Source organism: Deinococcus psychrotolerans (assembly GCF_003860465.1).
Lineage (GTDB): Bacteria > Deinococcota > Deinococci > Deinococcales > Deinococcaceae > Deinococcus > Deinococcus psychrotolerans.
On the sequence record NZ_CP034183.1, the window covers coordinates 2,164,829 to 2,180,000 of the forward strand.

Consider the following 15,172-nt stretch of genomic DNA (forward strand, 5'->3'; position numbering starts at 1 on the left):
GAGAGAAAGTTGTGTAAAAACGAAATTACCTTTCGCTAATTAGTTTAAAACGAACCAATTCGCTTTCTGGGCTGAACTGACTTGCATTGCCCTACCGCTTCACTCAAGATGAAGGGGAACTTGAACACCTTAAGTGCATGACCGCTTTTTGAAAGCTAAAAATGCGGCGCTTTTTGATTCGAGTTTTCATTTTGAATTTTTTACCGCTCTGACCCTAACCGTGCTAATGCACGTTTTCAATGGAGGACACCGCCGTGACCGCTGCTCTGCGCTATATCATTACCCGTCCGTGCTTATCTGAAGGCACACTGACGGTGGCCAAATACCTCCGGACTCTCTTTTCTGCTGACTTGGCTGGGCAAACGCTGCACCTGACTGACGAACAAGAGCGCGATTATCCAGTTCAGATGAGCGAAAACGCCAAGCAATTGACGGGCCTGAGCTCGCTTTATCACGATCACAACCTCGATGTGAATGACGTGCTGATGCTCTCGCCGGTCAGTGAAGGCCGTTACCGCGTAAGCTGCGTGATCAAGCCGCACACCGACCGCCTCAATGCGGCTCTGGCGACCAAACCCGACCCAGCCCCGCGCCGCGTGGTCATCAATGCCACACCGCACGTCCGTGAAGTCCGCATGGAGCGCTCACAACCCAGCGCGGCGCAGGCGGCGGTCACTGAGAGCCGCAGGCCGGATCAGAGCAAAGAAGAGCAGCGCTTAATCAAGACAACAGACCTGCCTGAAAGCAAAGCAGTGCAAGTTCACGCCGAGTCTGTTCACACTGAGCCCGCCCGCCGCGATTCGGGAGTGAAGGTGGGTGTGGGCCGCCACGCGGGGCCGTCCGGTGAACCTCAGGCCAGCAGCCAAACGCCCTCCGAGAGGGCCGCTGAACCTAAACGCTCCGAAACCAAACGTCCAGAGCCGCTGCGCCCAAGCGCTTCGGGCGCGGCCCCCAAGTCGGTGTCTTCTGCCGCACCTGAGTTGGCGGCTTTAGAGACGCTGGCCGATCAGCTCGGTGAGCTGGCCCGCCTCACCGGCTACCAAGTCGAGTATCTCGGCGGCGCGGAAGCTGGCCCGGTGCGGCTCAGGGCTGATTTGGGTTCACACGGCTATGACATGGTGCTGGCCCTCAGCGAAGCCGAGCAGCAGCACCCGGCCTTCCAGCAAAGCACGTACCGCGCTCTGCTGACCTGGGAAAAAGACCTGTCCACCGCCTCGCCGCGCTTTACCCGTGAAGCCCTCGGCGCACTGCTCGAACACGCCCGCCTCGCGCCACTGACGCCCGTCGATTTGCGCGGTTACTGGAACACCTCCAGCTTCGACCTCGACAGCGTGGCCAGCCTCGCCGAGTTGGTCAGCGCCCATCTGGTGCAGCGCGGCACCTTCAGTTACGTGCTGGCCACCTTGGCGCAGCAGCCTGCCCACAGCATCGTCGATCCGTCCCGCTTGGCCGAGCGCCTCGGCAGCGGAGTCAACACCGCCGAGCTGCGCTCGATTCTAGAAACGCTGTGCCGCGCTCCCTTTATGGCTTTGCTGCCGCTGCCGGGTGGTCAGTTTTACCTGCGCTCCGACGTGCCGACGCTGCTCGCTGAACTGTCGGAGTACGCGCAGGGCGTGTCTAAGCGTCTGTCGCCCAGCCGCGTCCGGGCCTAAGTTCACTCTCCCCCTGATCAAGAAGATCAGGCTTTGCAGCGCAGGTTTTCACCAAAATATTTGGCGCTCAGCTGCGCGTAGCGGCCATCTTGCATGGACTTTGCCAGTGCGCCGTTGAGGGCCAGTCTCAAGCTGTTGTCGCCATCGGACAGCATCGCGCCCACCGGAATGCTCCACTGCACGGGGCCGTAGAGAACGCCGGCTTTGGGGTAAAGTTTGGTCATAATCGGCCCTGATACCTTATAGCCCAGTGTGGCGTCCACCTTGCCGGTGGCAATGGCATAGATCAGGTCGTTGACCGTAGCAAATACCACGGCTTTTTTGGGAAACGGCAGTTTCTGAACAAAAGACTGAATGGTGCTGCCGGAAAGTACCCCGACAGTCTTATTTTCTAAGTCAAAGCGGGTTTGAATGGCCGGGTCACGTGACACCACCGACATCCCAGCGCACAAAAAGGGACGGGTAAAACCCACTTGATTTTCACGGGTGCTGGTAATGCCTAAGCCGCCAACTGCAGCGTCGGCACGGCCTTCTTTCAAATCGCTGACGATGGTATCGAGCAACATGGGCGAAAAGTCGATTTTCAGGCCCAAATCGCTGGCCAGCATGGTGATGAGTTCGGTTTCAAAACCAGTATAGCCGTCCGCTGTCTTATAGCTAAAGGGCGGCAACTCGAGGCTGTTGACGTGCAAGACGCCTTCTTTCTTGATGTCTCTGAGCGTGCGGGCTTGGGCCAGCGGAAGAATCATCAAACTGCACAGTGAAAGAAGCAGACCGGAGCGGAAGAGCGTAGACATAATATTCTCCTTTTATAAGACCCGATTGCCAATAGAGGAATCGGGATTGAAGATAAGCAAACAAGTACGCGCCCGCTTCAGAACATCTGAAACTTGAGGGGGCGCTTTTTTTGGAGCACTTGTTAAAAAAGAGTTCCTAGAAGAATAAATGGCTGGGCTAAAAACACACTCATCCGTTTCCCCTTCCAGATGCTGTGGGTGAATTGAGTGCAACTCGTAATATCGAAGGTCAATTGCCTGAAAAACCAGCAGATTGATCCAGATCTTCATAGTCATCTCTATTATTCGAGCTTAGCCACCCATCTCTGACAATGCTCTGACAGCCTTGTCAAATGAAGAGCACCGATTTCAGTTGCTCTGCTTCTCTTCAGCAAAACACCGAACGCTCAGCCCACCCTGGATTCGTATGTCTCCCTTTCTCCGCTGTTTTGGGCTCAATGGTGCTGATTGGGCCGTCCGGCCGACTTTATTCAGCGGGAATTGTAGAATTATTCGTCCAGAACCTGTGCAACGTCAACAGGGCCTGCGAATTCATTCCGATACTTTTTGATTAAAAAGGTGGCCTGTAAACGTTACTTTTCTGGCGGCCACTTTGCAAACACCAAGGTGTCGCGCAGTTGCTCAGGATGTTGGGCGTCTCTGGCATTGCGCTTGAGCCGCGCTTCTAATTCGTAACCCAGCCGCTTGGGCACGGCGGCGCTTTTGTGGTTGCGCGGGTCACAGCGAATTTCGAGGCGCTCAAAGCCGAGGCCGCCGCGCTGAGCTGGGGTAAGGGCCAAGTCCGTCAGGGCGGCGGCCATTTCGGTGACGTAGCCATGCCCGAGGTGTCGGGAGTCTAGCCAGTAGCCGATGTCGCCCGCCGGAACGCTCCAGTCGATTCGGTGAAGACCGCACGAGCCGATAAGCTGCCCGCCTTTCAGCATCAGGTACATCAAGTCCTCGCCCTGCAAAAACCGGTCATGGGCGCGGGCCATGCTCTCGCTTTGCTGCTCAGGGGTGCGGGGCTGCTGCGCCCAGGGCATCCAGGGCCGCAGGTGCTCCAAGTTGGCATTGACCACCGCCGCCATCAGCGGGCCGTCGGCGGCGGTGGGCACCCGCAGCAGCAAACGCGGCGTGCTCAGGCTTTCGGGAAAGGGTACGGGTTCGGGCATCTGCCGAGCTTAGCGTCAGAGCCTCTGGGCCGTAGCAGGTGAGCGGTTTGGCCACAAACAACGCCCGCCCATTCGCCCGCGACTCCACTTCACTTCCTCTAAACTGCCGCTATGCCTGACAACCGAGTGCCGGATTCGCAGTTCCTGATCTTGACGGCTGAGCAGCAGCGCTGGGCGACCTATGCGCCGCGTATGGAAGCGCTGATGCAGGCCAACTTGACACCCGCTGGCGCGGCGAGTTGGCTGGCCGATTGGAGCGAGCTGAGCAAGGAAATCGCGCAGGTGGGCGCGGTGCTGAGCCTGAGAGCCGACCTCAACACCGCCGATTTTGAAGCGCAGCGGGCGCTGAGCGCTTTTCAGGAGGAGTTGGGGCCGCCGCTGGGCCGCGCTGAGCAGGCTCTACGTCAGAAACTTCTGGCGCTTGAAGGCTACCAACCCGCGCCCGATTTTGCGCTGACATACCGCCGAATGCGTGACGAGTCGGCTTTTTACCGCGAAGCCAATCTTGAGCTGAGTGTGGTTCATGCCGCCCAGATGCAGCGCCACGCCGAGATCACCGGCGGCCAAACGGTGGAGTTCGGAGACTCCGAGCTGACTGTGCCGGAAGCCGAGAGCTTGCTGGGCAGCGCTGACCGGCTGCGCCGCGAGCAGGTCTGGCAAGCCATGGCCCGCAGCCGCGCCGAAATGAAGCCCGCACTGGACGGCCTGCTGCTCGAACTGCTCACCACCCGCCGCCAACTGGCGCTGAACGCCGACCTCAAGCGTCCAGACGGCTTGGACGATTACCGCGCTTACCGCTGGCAAGAGCTTGACCGGGTGGATTACACCCCGCAGGACTGCCTCGACTTTCACGCGGCCATCTTGAGCGAGGTGGTGCCGCTGTCCGCCGCAATCATGGACAGCAAGAGAGAGCAACTCGGCCTCGAAAGCCTGCGGCCCTGGGACTACTCGCGCCGCACCGCCCTCGACGCGCAGGGCCGCCCGCCGCTGACGCCCTTCAAAAGTGCTGCGGAGCTGGAAGGCATTGCCGAGCGGGTCTTTGACGCCCTCGATCCGGCCCTAGGCGCACAATTCGGACAGATGCGCGGCGAACTGCTCGATTTGGCCAGCCGCCCCAACAAGATGAGCCACGCCTACTGCTCGAGTTTGCAGGCCAGCGGTGTGCCGTTCGTGGTGATGAATGTGGTGGGCACCGCCAACGACCTGAAAGTCTTGCTGCACGAAATGGGCCACGCCTTTCACTTTTTTGCCAGTGCCCGCGCCCAGCCGCTGATCTGGAACCGCTGGAGTCCGCTGGAGTTTATCGAGGTGCCCAGCATGGCCATGGAGTTTTTGGCGCTCGGTGAATTGCAGGCCGCCTACCTGCCCGCCGACTTGGAGCGGGTGCGCCGCGAGCAACTCGAAAGCAGCATTCTCTTTTTGCCCTGGGCCGCGCAGATGGACGCTTTTCAGCACTGGTTGTACTCCGAAACCGGCCCGCAAGTCAGTATTGCCGAGCTTGACGCCAAGTGGCTGGAACTCGACCGCGCCTTTCACCCCTGGTTGGATTGGTCTGACCTGAACGAAGCCGAGCGTGCCTCGGGCTGGCAGTATTACCACATCTTTCGCGCTCCGTTTTATTACCTCGAATACGCCATGTGCAGCTTGGGGGCGTTGGGCATTTGGCGGGCCTCGCAGCATGACCGGGCGGCAGCGTTGCAACGTTACAAAGAAGCGCTGAGCCTCGGCAACACCGTCAGTGTGCCGGAACTCTACAAAGCGGCGGGCTTGGAGTTCCGCTTTGACCGCGCTTACTTGGCGGAGATGATGGACTTTGTGCAGAAACAATGAGCAGCGCCGGCGGGAACCTGAGCGCTAGACTGCGAATCTCGGTTCCTCCATTTCTATTCAAAGTGTAAAAAGGAGTTTTTATGACGACTTTACCCCGCACAGCTTCCGGCGAACGCGCCGCCGCTTTGTTGCCGCAGCTCACCGCTTGGCGCAGACACCTGCACGCCAATCCTGAACTCGGCTTCCACGAGCATCAGACCTCGGCCTACATCGCCGCCGAACTCGCCAAGTTTCCGCACCTGATTGTCACACGGCCCAGCGAAACCAGCGTGCTGGCAGTTTTGAAGGGCGGCAAGCCCGGTCAGACGGTGCTACTGCGGGCCGATATTGACGCCCTGCCGATCACGGAAGAAAACAGCTTCGAGTTTGTCAGCCAGAACAAAGGCGTGATGCATGCCTGCGGCCACGACGGACACACGTCCATGTTGCTGGGAGTCGCCAAGCTGCTCAGCGAGTCGCCCGAAGAAGTGAACGGCGAAATCCGGATGATCTTCCAACACGCTGAGGAAATTGGCCCCGGTGGCGCGGAAGAACTCGTTCAAAACACCTCGCTGATGGACGGCGTAGACGTGGTGACCGGCCTGCACCTCGCCTCCCAGCTTCCGACGGGCGTGGTGGCGGTCAAGCCGGGAGCATTTATGGCCGCGCCCGACAGCTTCCAGATCACCATTCGCGGCAAAGGCGGGCACGCCGCCCACCCCGAACAGGCCATTGACCCCATTGCGATCGGCGCACAGGTCGTCACGAACTTGCAGCACATCGTCAGCCGTAACGTCAGCGCCATCGACAATCTGGTGGTCAGCGTGACGTATTTTCAAGCTGGAACCACCCACAACGTCATCCCCGACACTGCGGAGCTGATGGGCACGGTGCGCTCGTTTGACCCCGAATTGCGTGCGCGTGCGCCCGGTCTGCTGGAGCGCGTCATCAAGGGCGTTGCCGAAGCGCACGGGGCGACCTACACCTTCCAGTACGACATGGGCTACCGCCCACTCATCAACACTGACTGGGTGGCCAACAAGCTGATGGACATTGCCAAGGCCGAAGTGGGCGAGAATGCTCAACTGGCCCAGCCCAGCATGGGCGGCGAGGATTTCTCGGCTTACCTGACCAAAGCCCCCGGCGCGTATTTTAATGTGGGCAGCGGCAACGAGCTGCTCGAAAGCGATTACCCGCACCATCACCCCCGTTTTACCTTGGACGAAGAAAGCCTGGTGACGGGCGTGCGGATGCTCCACGCGGCGGCTTTGGAATTGGGCAAGCCGAGCTAAGGAGAACGGCGTTTATCTCTGGGTAAACTGAGAGGTTGGGCAGTGGGCTAGTTCGTTTCAGCCTGCTGCTTTTTTGATCTTTACTTGTGTAAGTGGGTCACAAGGAACGGGCTGAAGCTGGGAAGTCCCCTCTTACTTTTCGACTGGTGACCCGCTTTTCACCTCCGCCAGCATTACCTCCAGCACGTCGGCTTTTTGCCAGCCTTCGGGCTTGAGCTGCTTGCCGTCGGCGCGGCGTGGGCCGCTGGTTTTGCTGAGATTGGCGCGGTGGACTTCGGCAAACACCGCGTCGGCGTCCACGCCCAGCGCTCCCAAAGCGCCGTAAGTGACGTACAGTAAGTCGGCCAACTCGTGTGCCAGCGGCGCGAGATCGGCGGGTGTGGCGGCCAAATTGGCGCTGAGGTGCTGAAATTCGGCCTCCACTTCCTGCATTTCTTCTCGCAGCAGGGTCAGGCGCAGGCTCAGCCGCTCAGCGTTCGGCACTTCGGGGCGCTGCGGATACGGCGAGTCAATCGCGGCGTGAAAGGCCTGTACTTTCTGGGCGTTGCTCTCGGGGACTTTCGTTTGAAGCGGGAAACCGGACATGCCTTCAAGTTAGCGCTTCAGGGTCTGTCGGCTTCGCTGCTTATCAGGGCGGGTTGCAACTGCGCCTGAGTCAGCCGCAGTGTTTTGCCGAGTGTGACTTGCAGCTTCAGCGTCCGCATGGCACACAGACGGGCCACTTTGTCACAGATAAAAAGCTGAGCGCTGAGGGTGCCCTGCGCAGGAGTCTTGCCGGCTCCCCGACTGCCCAGCGGCAACCGGAAGCGCAGTGGCTCCAGCGTGCCGAAATAATCAGCGTAGTCGGCGTGGCGGTTGGGTGTGCCGAGGGGCCTAAGGGTTTGCGTCTGTCCGCCCACGCTAAGGGTCAGTTGATTGGGCGCAAAACGGCTCAGCAACACGCCGGAAGGCAGTTCAATCGTCAAGGCGGCAGTGTCACTCTTTGGAGCGCCCAGCAGCACAGCCGGTAGAGTGAGGGTCAGGAGAGCCGTCTGAAGCATCTGTGTCACCTTAACGGCTGGGTTGGGACTGGGTTGTGGCACGCGCCGCAAAAGGCCGCCGTAGACTTGCCCGCCGCCCCGACAGCTAAAAAAACCACCCCCCGAAGGAGATGGCTTTAGACGTTTTAGTTGATAACGTGGTGATTAAAGCAGGCAACTGGACTTGAACCAGTTCGGCGGCCTAATGTCTTGCAAAAATGCGTTTTACAGCGACACTCTCGGCCTACTCGCACGCCCGTTCTTGGGAGGTGGGCGAAACCCTCCAATTCCTCTGTACAGAAAAGCGGTGCAACAAACCAACTCAGGAACTAAAAGCCAGTATCTATCCAAGTGATGTGCTTAGTATGTGACTGAGATAAACATTTATTTATCTTCATGGCGCAACAAAATAAGCCTTCGATTGGCCTAGAGCGTGCGGCTTTGATGCCGCGCTCGCTCGCCAATAATAGTGGACATGACTTCCTCAGATTCCAGCTCTTTATCCACCCAGCGTCACGTCGCTTTCGATTGGGGCGGCGTATTTACCATCGGCACCTTCGACGGGCGCTCCACCGACAGGGTGGCCGAGCGCGGCGGCGTTAGCGTGGAAACGGTGCGCCAAAGCTATTTCCGGCATGTACGCCAACTCGAAGTCGGCGCGTGGACGCTGCCGCAGTTCTGGGCGACTTTGCAACAAGAAACTGGAGTGGAGTTTGCTTATGAAGAATTTGAAGCCCTTTATTTGAGCAGTATCCATGACAACGCCCCGATGTACGCTGCGCTCGCCGCCCTCCCCAAGACTGTCCGGGTGGGCCTGCTCAGCAACAACTATCCGGTGGTGAGTGATCATCTGCGGGCGCGGCCTGAGTTCGCCCGCTTTGACGCTCTGGTGTTTTCCAACGAAATCGGCATCAAAAAGCCTGACCCCCAATCGTTCGCCGCGCTTGAGGAGGCCATGCAGCGTCCAGCCGCGCAGACCGCCTTCGTGGACGACGTGCAAGAAAACATTGACGCCGCCAACGCCTACGGTTTTCATGGCCTGCTCTATTCCCACGAGCGGCATGAGGCCTTTGAAAAAGAGCTGGCGGCTTGGCTGAGTGTCTGATCGGCGGGCCGGGTTTTGGCCCTCGCCTTTTTAGCCTTCGTCAATTTTGTGAAGCTGCTCGATGCGCCCCGCGAGTTCCGGCAATTCCAGCGCCCGAAATGCCCGCGCCGCTCGGGTGGTTCCGGCGTTGTCGATTCGGTTTTGGTTCCAGCCCGCGATCAGCATGGCGCAGCCCTGAAGCGCTTCGCTGACCTGCTCTTTGTGAAACATGGCGGCGAGGTTGCCTGCCTGCGGAGGTCGGCTTTGTTGGGCTTGGGCCTGCACGTCTAACATCACCTGCATAAACACTTGGTCTAAGCGGGCTCGGTCAGCGGCGGCGACGGGTTTGCCAGCGGTACTGGCCGCCGTGTTGTTGGGAGAGTTACTGGGTGGGGTCATGCTCTCAGTGTAGGCGCGTGATAGACTAAGGGGTAGACCCGAAAAACGGGCAAAGGACAAAAAGACCATGAGCGATCAGCACCAACCCGAAGGCGAGCAGCAAGACACCATCAACGCGGCTGCCGTAGAAGAGCAGACCGAGCACACTGAGCAGCAAGAGGCTCCCGCCGCTGTGCAGAGCATTTTGCCCCACCTCGAAGGTGAGGAAATTGACGAGGACGCTGAACTAGACGCTGAAGAAGCAGAAGGCGAAGACGGTGAGGACAGCGAGGACGACGAAGAATTTATCGACGCCGGACAACTGTTCTCGATGCTCAACAAGTTGCAAGAAACGCTTGACGAGCAGGGCAAAGAAATCCGTGGCCTGCGCCGCGAAATGCGCGAACTGCGCGAAAGTCAGGGCGCGGGTGCAGGTGCGGGCCGCGAGAATACCGAACGCGGCAGCTTTAAGCCCCGCGAAGACCGTGGCAACGACAGAGGCGGTGAGCGCAGCAGCGGCGGCTATCAGGGCAACCGCGAAGGCGGCTTCCGCCCCCGTGAAGACCGTGGCAACGACAGAGGCGGCGAGCGGAGCAGCGGCGGCTATCAGGGCAACCGTGAAGGTGGCTTCCGTCCCCGTGAAGACCGCGGCGAGCGCAGCGGTGGCGGCGGCGGTTATCAGGGCAGCCGTGAAGGCGGCTTCCGTCCCCGCGAAGACCGTGGCAACGACAGAGGCGGCGAGCGGAGCAGCGGCGGCTATCAGGGCAACCGCGAAGGCGGCTTCAAACCCCGTGAAGACCGTGGCGAGCGCAGCGGTGGCAGCGGCGGATACCAAGGCGGCGGCGACCGTGGTGGATTCAAGCCCCGCGAGAGCAGCAGCGGCGGCTATCAGGGCAACCGTGAAGGCGGCAGCTATCAAGGCGACCGCAGCGCCCCCCGCCGCGAAACGGGCAGTGGCGGCAGCTCAGACAGCGACTCTCGCCCACGTGCCCGGCGCGATATGGGCTGGGGTGGCTCGGGCCGCCGCGACGACAAGTAAAGTTAAGAGAAGTACGAAAGGCCGGAGCAATCCGGTCTTTTTTTGGCCCGCGTTTCGCCGCTGCTGTTTCCTCAACACCACTCAACCTCTTGCCAACCAAAGTTGAAGCGCGGCGGCTATGCCTGACAATTCAGGTCAGTTGAACGACGACACCGACACTGAGCTGGAACCACCGACAGTTCTCAAGCCTGAGCTAAGCTGAGCGCATGACCCTACAACCAGTCGATGTGATCGTGGTGGGCGCGGGCCTCGCAGGGCTGGTGGCTGCCGCCGAAGTCGCCGACGCGGGCAAAACTGTCCTGCTGCTCGACCAAGAAGGTGAGCAAAGCCTCGGCGGTCAAGCCTTCTGGTCGTTGGGCGGCCTTTTTTTGGTGGACTCGCCGGAGCAGCGTCGCCTCGGCATCCGTGATTCGCACGAGCTGGCCAGCCAAGATTGGCTCAACACGGCGGGCTTTGACCGGCCCGAGGATCACTGGCCGCGTCAGTGGGCGCAGGCGTATCTGGCGTTCGCGGCGGGCGAGAAACGCAGTTGGCTGAGATCTCAAGGCGTTCAGTTTTTTCCGGCGGTGGGCTGGGCCGAGCGCGGTGGACAGGGCGCAGGCGGCCCTGGCAACAGCGTGCCGAGATTTCATATCGTCTGGGGCAGCGGGCCGGGCATTGTTGAGCCGTTCGAGCGGCGGGTGCGCCAGCACGTTCAGGCGGGGCGTATCCAGTTTGCTTTTCGCCACCGGGTACGCGGCCTGACCCTCTCGGCGGGGCGGGTGGTGGGTGTTCACGGCGAGGTGCTGGAACTCTCGCAAGTGGCGCGGGGCGAGCGCAGCTCAAGGGTGGTGGCGGGCGAGTTCGACTTGACGGCGGGGGCGACCATTCTCACGTCCGGGGGCATTGGCGGCAACCCCGAACTGGTGCGGCAAAACTGGCCTACCGAGCGCCTCGGCCCCGCGCCCGCCTTTATGATCACAGGTGTTCCGGCACACGTGGACGGCCAGATGCAACTCGCCGCCCAAACTGCTGGAGCCAGCTTGATCAACCCTGACCGGATGTGGCACTACACCGAGGGGATTCGCAACTGGAATCCGATTTGGCCGGGTCACGGCATTCGGGTCTTGCCGGGGCCGAGCAGCCTGTGGCTCGATCCCAGCGGGCGGCGGCTGCCCTTTCCCCATTATCCCGGCTTCGACACGCTCGGCACCTTGCAGCACATCACCCAAAATGGCTATCCCTACACCTGGTTTCTCCTCAACCGGGCCATCATCAAAAAGGAATTTAGCTTGTCGGGCAGCGAGCAAAACCCGGACTGGACAAACCGCGATATCGGCTTGTCGCTGAAACGGGCAGGCCGTAACGTGCAGGGGCCGGTGCAAGCGTTCATGGATCATGGAGCCGACTTCGTGGTGCGTTCCAACTTGCCCGATCTGGTGCGCGGCATGAACGAGCTGATCGGCAACGGGGCCGTGAGTTACGAAACGGTAGAGCGAGAAGTCCGTGAGCGCGACCTCCAAACCCACAACGACGTGGGGAAAGACATCCAACTGGCCCTGGTTCGGTCGGCCCGCGCCCTGCTCAGTGAACGTCTGACGCGGGTGGTGAGGCCCGCTCCAATTCTTAACCCGGCGGACGGGCCGCTGATTGCCGTCAAGATGAACATCCTGACCCGCAAAACTTTGGGGGGACTGGAAACCGATTTGCAAGCCAGGGTTTTGGCTCCCGGCGGCGCGGTGATGCCGGGCCTCTACGCGGCGGGCGAGGTGGCGGGTTTCGGCGGCGGCGGCGTTCACGGTTACCGCGCTCTGGAGGGCACTTTTTTGGGTGGCTGCCTGTTCAGCGGGCGGGTGGCCGGGCGCTCGGCGGCGCAGGAGATTTGAGGTAGGGGAGAAAGAGCCGTTCATGCGGTGAGCTCCGACGCCGCGCCGCGCCGGGTCGGAGCCGAAAACCCAGCATCGGCAAAACTGGTAGCGAGACATCTGCCAGGGTCAGGAGAATCTGAACCCACACCAACACGTTTTCAGCGCAGGCCTCTGGCGTTTCTGGGTCTGGGCTCAAGGCTCAGGCGCTCGCGGTGCAGGGATTCGAGTTCGGTCAGTTCGTCACTGTAATCATGATCGGCTGGCTTGCTGGGATCGTAGGCGAGTTCATCCAGCACCTCGAGCTCGAAGGCGTCCGGGCCGCTCGCTGTCCAGCGCCGCTGAATATCCTTGTCTGGATACACGCCGGCGTCAAGCTGAAAGCGCACACGGTTGACGCCGCCTTCCACATGAGGGCTGAGATCCAGCAATGTCAGGTCGGAAGCTGGGCAGCGCAGCACATAGACACCCATTCTGGGCGTGAAGTTCTTGTAAACGCGGGGCTGAGTCTGGGTCATACTGGTCGCTCCACTCACTTTTAAGTGATCAGGGGTTCAGGTCGTCAGGCCCTCAATGGCCCACTCACCGCCGCGCATCAGCGTCACGCGGCTGCCGTCTGGGTTGACGCCGTCCACATTCATGCTGGGGGTGCCGATCATCCAGTCTTCGTGAATCAGCGAGTCGTTGCCGCCGCTCTGGGCCGGGTCTTGGCTGAAGGTAAAAGGGTAAGCGCGGCCCAGCGCGATGTGCGAGGCGGCATTTTCGTCAAAGAGGGTGTTGTAAAAAAGCCGCCCAGTCTGCGCGACCGGAGCGCTGGCTGCCACCAATGCCACTTCTCCGATGTGCCGCGCACCCTCGTCGGTGTCGAGCAGCTTGAGGAAAGTCGCCTCGCCGCTGCGGGCGCTGGCCTCCACCACCTTGCCGCCTTCAAAGCGCACCCTGATGCCCTCCACCGTCTCGCCCCTTACGAGGAGCGGCTTGCTGGCTACCGCCACGCCGTCCACCCGGTCTCGGTGCGGCGCGGTGAACACTTCGTCCGTGGGCATGTTTGGCACGATTTTCACGCCCGCCTTGGTGTGGTCTTCCACGCCCGCCCAGAGGTGGCCGTCTGCCAGTCCCACCGTCAGGTCGGTTTCGCCGTGCGGATCGGCAAAATGCAGCGACGCGAAGTGCTGGGTATTCAGAAAGTCGCGCACCTTGCCCAGCCGGACGATGTGGGCTTGCCACGCCGCCACCGGATCAGGCGTATCGGCCCGCGTCACCTTGAAAATGTCGCGCCAGAGAGCCGAAACTGCTTCTTCTGGCGCAAGTTCGGGGTAGACCTTGATGGCCCAGCTCGGAATGCTGATCGCCCCGATGCACCACGCCGCCTCGAACCCCATCATTTTTTGACTGACTGGGCGCATGACGGCGGCCCGTAGCGTGGCCGTTTTGGCCAGCCGTTCGGGATCGGCCCCGGCCATCAGATCAGGGTCGCTGCCGTCCAGCGTCAGGAAGGAATAGCCGTCTTCGATCATCCTGAGGGCTTCGTCGGGGAGCCACGCCGGAACATACTCGATGGCCGCGTCGGGAGCGGCGTCCATCTTGAGGCGGGCAAGTTGCTCGTCAACGTAACGCACCACCACGTTCAGCGCTCCGGCTCGGTAGGCGCTGCGAGCCACCAGCCGGGCCAGCTCAGCCGCTTCCAGCGGTGCATTGACCAGCAGTTTGCCGCCCGGTTGCAGGTTGACGCCTACCTTGACCAGCAGTTCGGCGTAGCCCGCGAGGAGGCGTTGGAAGTCGGCGGCGCTGGAATCTGGGGCGATGCTGGAATCTGGGTGAGAGGAAGTCATGCCGCTCATGCTACGCCTCCTGCGCAAGTGGGTTGACTGCCGCTTGTTCAGCGGGTCGCCAGTACACACCGCTGCCGCGCTCCAACAGTCCGCGCATGATCAGTTCACGGCGCAAGGTGAAAAAGTCAGGGTGATACGTGCCCAAAAGTTCGTTGACTTCGCGCTCCGGGTACTCGCGGCCCACTTCAAATTCGTTGACCAGCACTTCTAAAATGACGTCCCGCTTTTTGCGCTGAGCAGGAATGGCGCTGAGCTTGCCACCTTTGAGGAACGTCTGAATGACTTTGGCGCGGTAGCGCTCGGCTTCGGTTTGGTAAGGAGGTTGCTTGGCTTCGGCCCGCACCAGTTGCGTCAGCGTGGGCGCGAAGGCGGCTTGGTGCGCCCGGTAAAAGCGGTGGTGGCCCGACTGCTCCGCCGTGACCAGTCCGGCGTCGTCGAGCTGCGTGAGGTGGTGGCTGACCGTGGCCGCCGACAAATTCAGCAGCTTGCACAACTCTTCGCCGCTTCGGGCGCGTTCCCAAGTCAGCCGAACCAAAAGCACGCGGGCCGGATGCGACAGCGCTTTGAAGAAGTCGGCGGCGTCTTGGACGCTATTCACGGCGCTGCCCGGCGAATTTTGAGGTGTTGGCGCTCCACCACTTTGAAGCCTGCGCGGTGAATGTTCAGCGCGGCCCGAAGCGTATCCAAGCGCACCCGCGCTTTGGTGGCGCTCAGGGCTTCGCCTTCCGCTTGGGCCAGCGCCAGATCACGCTCGGCGTTGCCGATCAAGCGGCTGAGTGTGCTTTCAAAAAATTGGGCCGGGTCGGTGAAGATCTGTTCGCTCATTTCGCTATTCCTCTAAATGAGCTTACTTTGTTTTGACAAAGACCGAAATAAGCGTGGTGGCCTAGAGCGCCTTTTACTGCCTGCTTACACCCTCAAACGCTGTCCACTTGCCGCAGTCGTACCCGCGTGATTCTGAGTCCTTCCACCGCTTCGGCGGTCAAGTCCACGTTCTGTACGTGTACCGTGATGCCGGCGGGCGGCAAGGTGCCGTAAGCGGCCAGCACCAAACCCGCCACCGTGTTGGCGTCGTCGGACACCAGCTTGAAGCCGAGGTCGTCGCGCAGCTCCGAGAGCGTCACTTCGCCGTCCAAGCTGTACGAGCCGTCGGGGTTGTGGATGATGCGTGGGTCGTCTTCATCCAGTTCGATCACGTCTTCGATCAGGTCGTCCATCGTGACAAAGCCCAGTGTGCCGCCGTATTCGTCGACCACCAAAGCGGCGTGAACCCGC

At 60.8% G+C, this 15,172-nt stretch carries 16 protein-coding genes (1 of these 16 only partly in view); 6 read left to right on the forward strand and 10 right to left on the reverse strand.

Annotation, left to right across the window (positions count from 1 at the left end; all coding sequences use genetic code 11):
• The first annotated feature begins 254 nt into the window (after positions 1-254).
• Positions 255-1,652: a hypothetical protein gene (locus EHF33_RS10730; RefSeq protein WP_124871147.1), complete on the forward strand. Its 1,398-nt coding sequence runs from the start codon at positions 255-257 to the stop codon at positions 1,650-1,652.
• Positions 1,653-1,678: 26 nt separating this feature from the next.
• Here the strand turns inward: EHF33_RS10730 and EHF33_RS10735 are convergent, their stop codons facing one another.
• Both EHF33_RS10735 and EHF33_RS10740 read right to left on the reverse strand, forming a co-directional pair.
• Positions 1,679-2,449, reverse strand: a complete 771-nt coding sequence (locus EHF33_RS10735; RefSeq protein ID WP_124871150.1) for a substrate-binding periplasmic protein — start codon at positions 2,447-2,449, stop codon at positions 1,679-1,681.
• 572 nt (positions 2,450-3,021) lie between these two features.
• Positions 3,022-3,600: a GNAT family N-acetyltransferase gene (locus tag EHF33_RS10740; protein WP_124871153.1), complete on the reverse strand. Its 579-nt coding sequence runs from the start codon at positions 3,598-3,600 to the stop codon at positions 3,022-3,024.
• Between the two features lie 111 nt (positions 3,601-3,711).
• Here EHF33_RS10740 and EHF33_RS10745 point away from each other — a divergent pair, with 111 nt between their 5' ends.
• Entirely contained in the window at positions 3,712-5,430 is a 1,719-nt protein-coding gene (locus EHF33_RS10745) for a M3 family oligoendopeptidase (protein WP_124871156.1), read from the forward strand.
• Positions 5,431-5,510: 80 nt separating this feature from the next.
• Complete coding sequence (locus EHF33_RS10750) at positions 5,511-6,701, forward strand: M20 family metallopeptidase (RefSeq protein ID WP_124871159.1); 1,191 nt, start codon at positions 5,511-5,513, stop codon at positions 6,699-6,701.
• A 132-nt stretch (positions 6,702-6,833) separates the two neighbouring features.
• Here the strand turns inward: EHF33_RS10750 and EHF33_RS10755 are convergent, their stop codons facing one another.
• Both EHF33_RS10755 and EHF33_RS10760 read right to left on the reverse strand, forming a co-directional pair.
• Positions 6,834-7,286 (reverse strand): pyrophosphohydrolase domain-containing protein, encoded by a 453-nt coding sequence (locus EHF33_RS10755; protein ID WP_124871163.1) that lies wholly within the window; start codon positions 7,284-7,286, stop codon positions 6,834-6,836.
• 17 nt (positions 7,287-7,303) lie between these two features.
• Positions 7,304-7,741 carry a hypothetical protein gene (locus EHF33_RS10760; protein WP_124871166.1) on the reverse strand — a complete coding sequence of 146 codons (438 nt, stop codon included), beginning with the start codon at positions 7,739-7,741 and terminating at the stop codon, positions 7,304-7,306.
• A 454-nt stretch (positions 7,742-8,195) separates the two neighbouring features.
• On the opposite strand from EHF33_RS10760, the gene EHF33_RS10765 reads away from it, so the two are divergent.
• Positions 8,196-8,825 carry an HAD family hydrolase gene (locus EHF33_RS10765; protein WP_124871168.1) on the forward strand — a complete coding sequence of 210 codons (630 nt, stop codon included), beginning with the start codon at positions 8,196-8,198 and terminating at the stop codon, positions 8,823-8,825.
• 30 nt (positions 8,826-8,855) lie between these two features.
• On the opposite strand, the gene EHF33_RS10770 is transcribed toward EHF33_RS10765, so the two are convergent.
• Entirely contained in the window at positions 8,856-9,203 is a 348-nt protein-coding gene (locus EHF33_RS10770; protein WP_124871171.1) for a hypothetical protein, read from the reverse strand.
• 67 nt (positions 9,204-9,270) lie between these two features.
• Here EHF33_RS10770 and EHF33_RS10775 point away from each other — a divergent pair, with 67 nt between their 5' ends.
• Both EHF33_RS10775 and EHF33_RS10780 read left to right on the forward strand, forming a co-directional pair.
• Positions 9,271-10,221 carry a hypothetical protein gene (locus EHF33_RS10775; protein WP_241191142.1) on the forward strand — a complete coding sequence of 317 codons (951 nt, stop codon included), beginning with the start codon at positions 9,271-9,273 and terminating at the stop codon, positions 10,219-10,221.
• A gap of 206 nt (positions 10,222-10,427) precedes the next feature.
• On the forward strand, positions 10,428-12,086 hold the full coding sequence (locus EHF33_RS10780) for an FAD-binding dehydrogenase (protein ID WP_124871174.1): 1,659 nt from the start codon (positions 10,428-10,430) through the stop codon (positions 12,084-12,086).
• Between the two features lie 140 nt (positions 12,087-12,226).
• On the opposite strand, the gene EHF33_RS10785 is transcribed toward EHF33_RS10780, so the two are convergent.
• From EHF33_RS10785 to EHF33_RS10805, 5 genes are all read right to left on the reverse strand, one after another.
• A complete protein-coding gene (locus EHF33_RS10785) occupies positions 12,227-12,583 on the reverse strand; it encodes a GIY-YIG nuclease family protein (RefSeq protein ID WP_124871177.1) in 357 nt (118 codons plus the stop codon).
• 36 nt (positions 12,584-12,619) lie between these two features.
• Positions 12,620-13,897: an aminopeptidase gene (locus EHF33_RS10790; protein ID WP_124871180.1), complete on the reverse strand. Its 1,278-nt coding sequence runs from the start codon at positions 13,895-13,897 to the stop codon at positions 12,620-12,622.
• Positions 13,898-13,907: 10 nt separating this feature from the next.
• The gene (locus EHF33_RS10795; RefSeq protein WP_124871183.1) at positions 13,908-14,495 is read right to left on the reverse strand and encodes a metalloregulator ArsR/SmtB family transcription factor; all 588 of its coding nucleotides are present in this window, start codon (positions 14,493-14,495) and stop codon (positions 13,908-13,910) included.
• Positions 14,492-14,722, reverse strand: coding sequence for a hypothetical protein (locus tag EHF33_RS10800; RefSeq protein WP_124871185.1), 231 nt, complete (start codon positions 14,720-14,722; stop codon positions 14,492-14,494). The genes EHF33_RS10795 and EHF33_RS10800 overlap by 4 nt, the downstream gene beginning before the upstream one ends.
• 92 nt (positions 14,723-14,814) lie before the next feature.
• On the reverse strand, positions 14,815-15,172 hold the 3' portion of the coding sequence (locus tag EHF33_RS10805) for a hemolysin family protein (RefSeq protein WP_124871188.1). Its footprint extends 956 nt past the window's final position; 358 of the gene's 1,314 nt are visible here — the last part of the coding sequence; the start codon falls outside the window, past its right edge; the stop codon is at positions 14,815-14,817.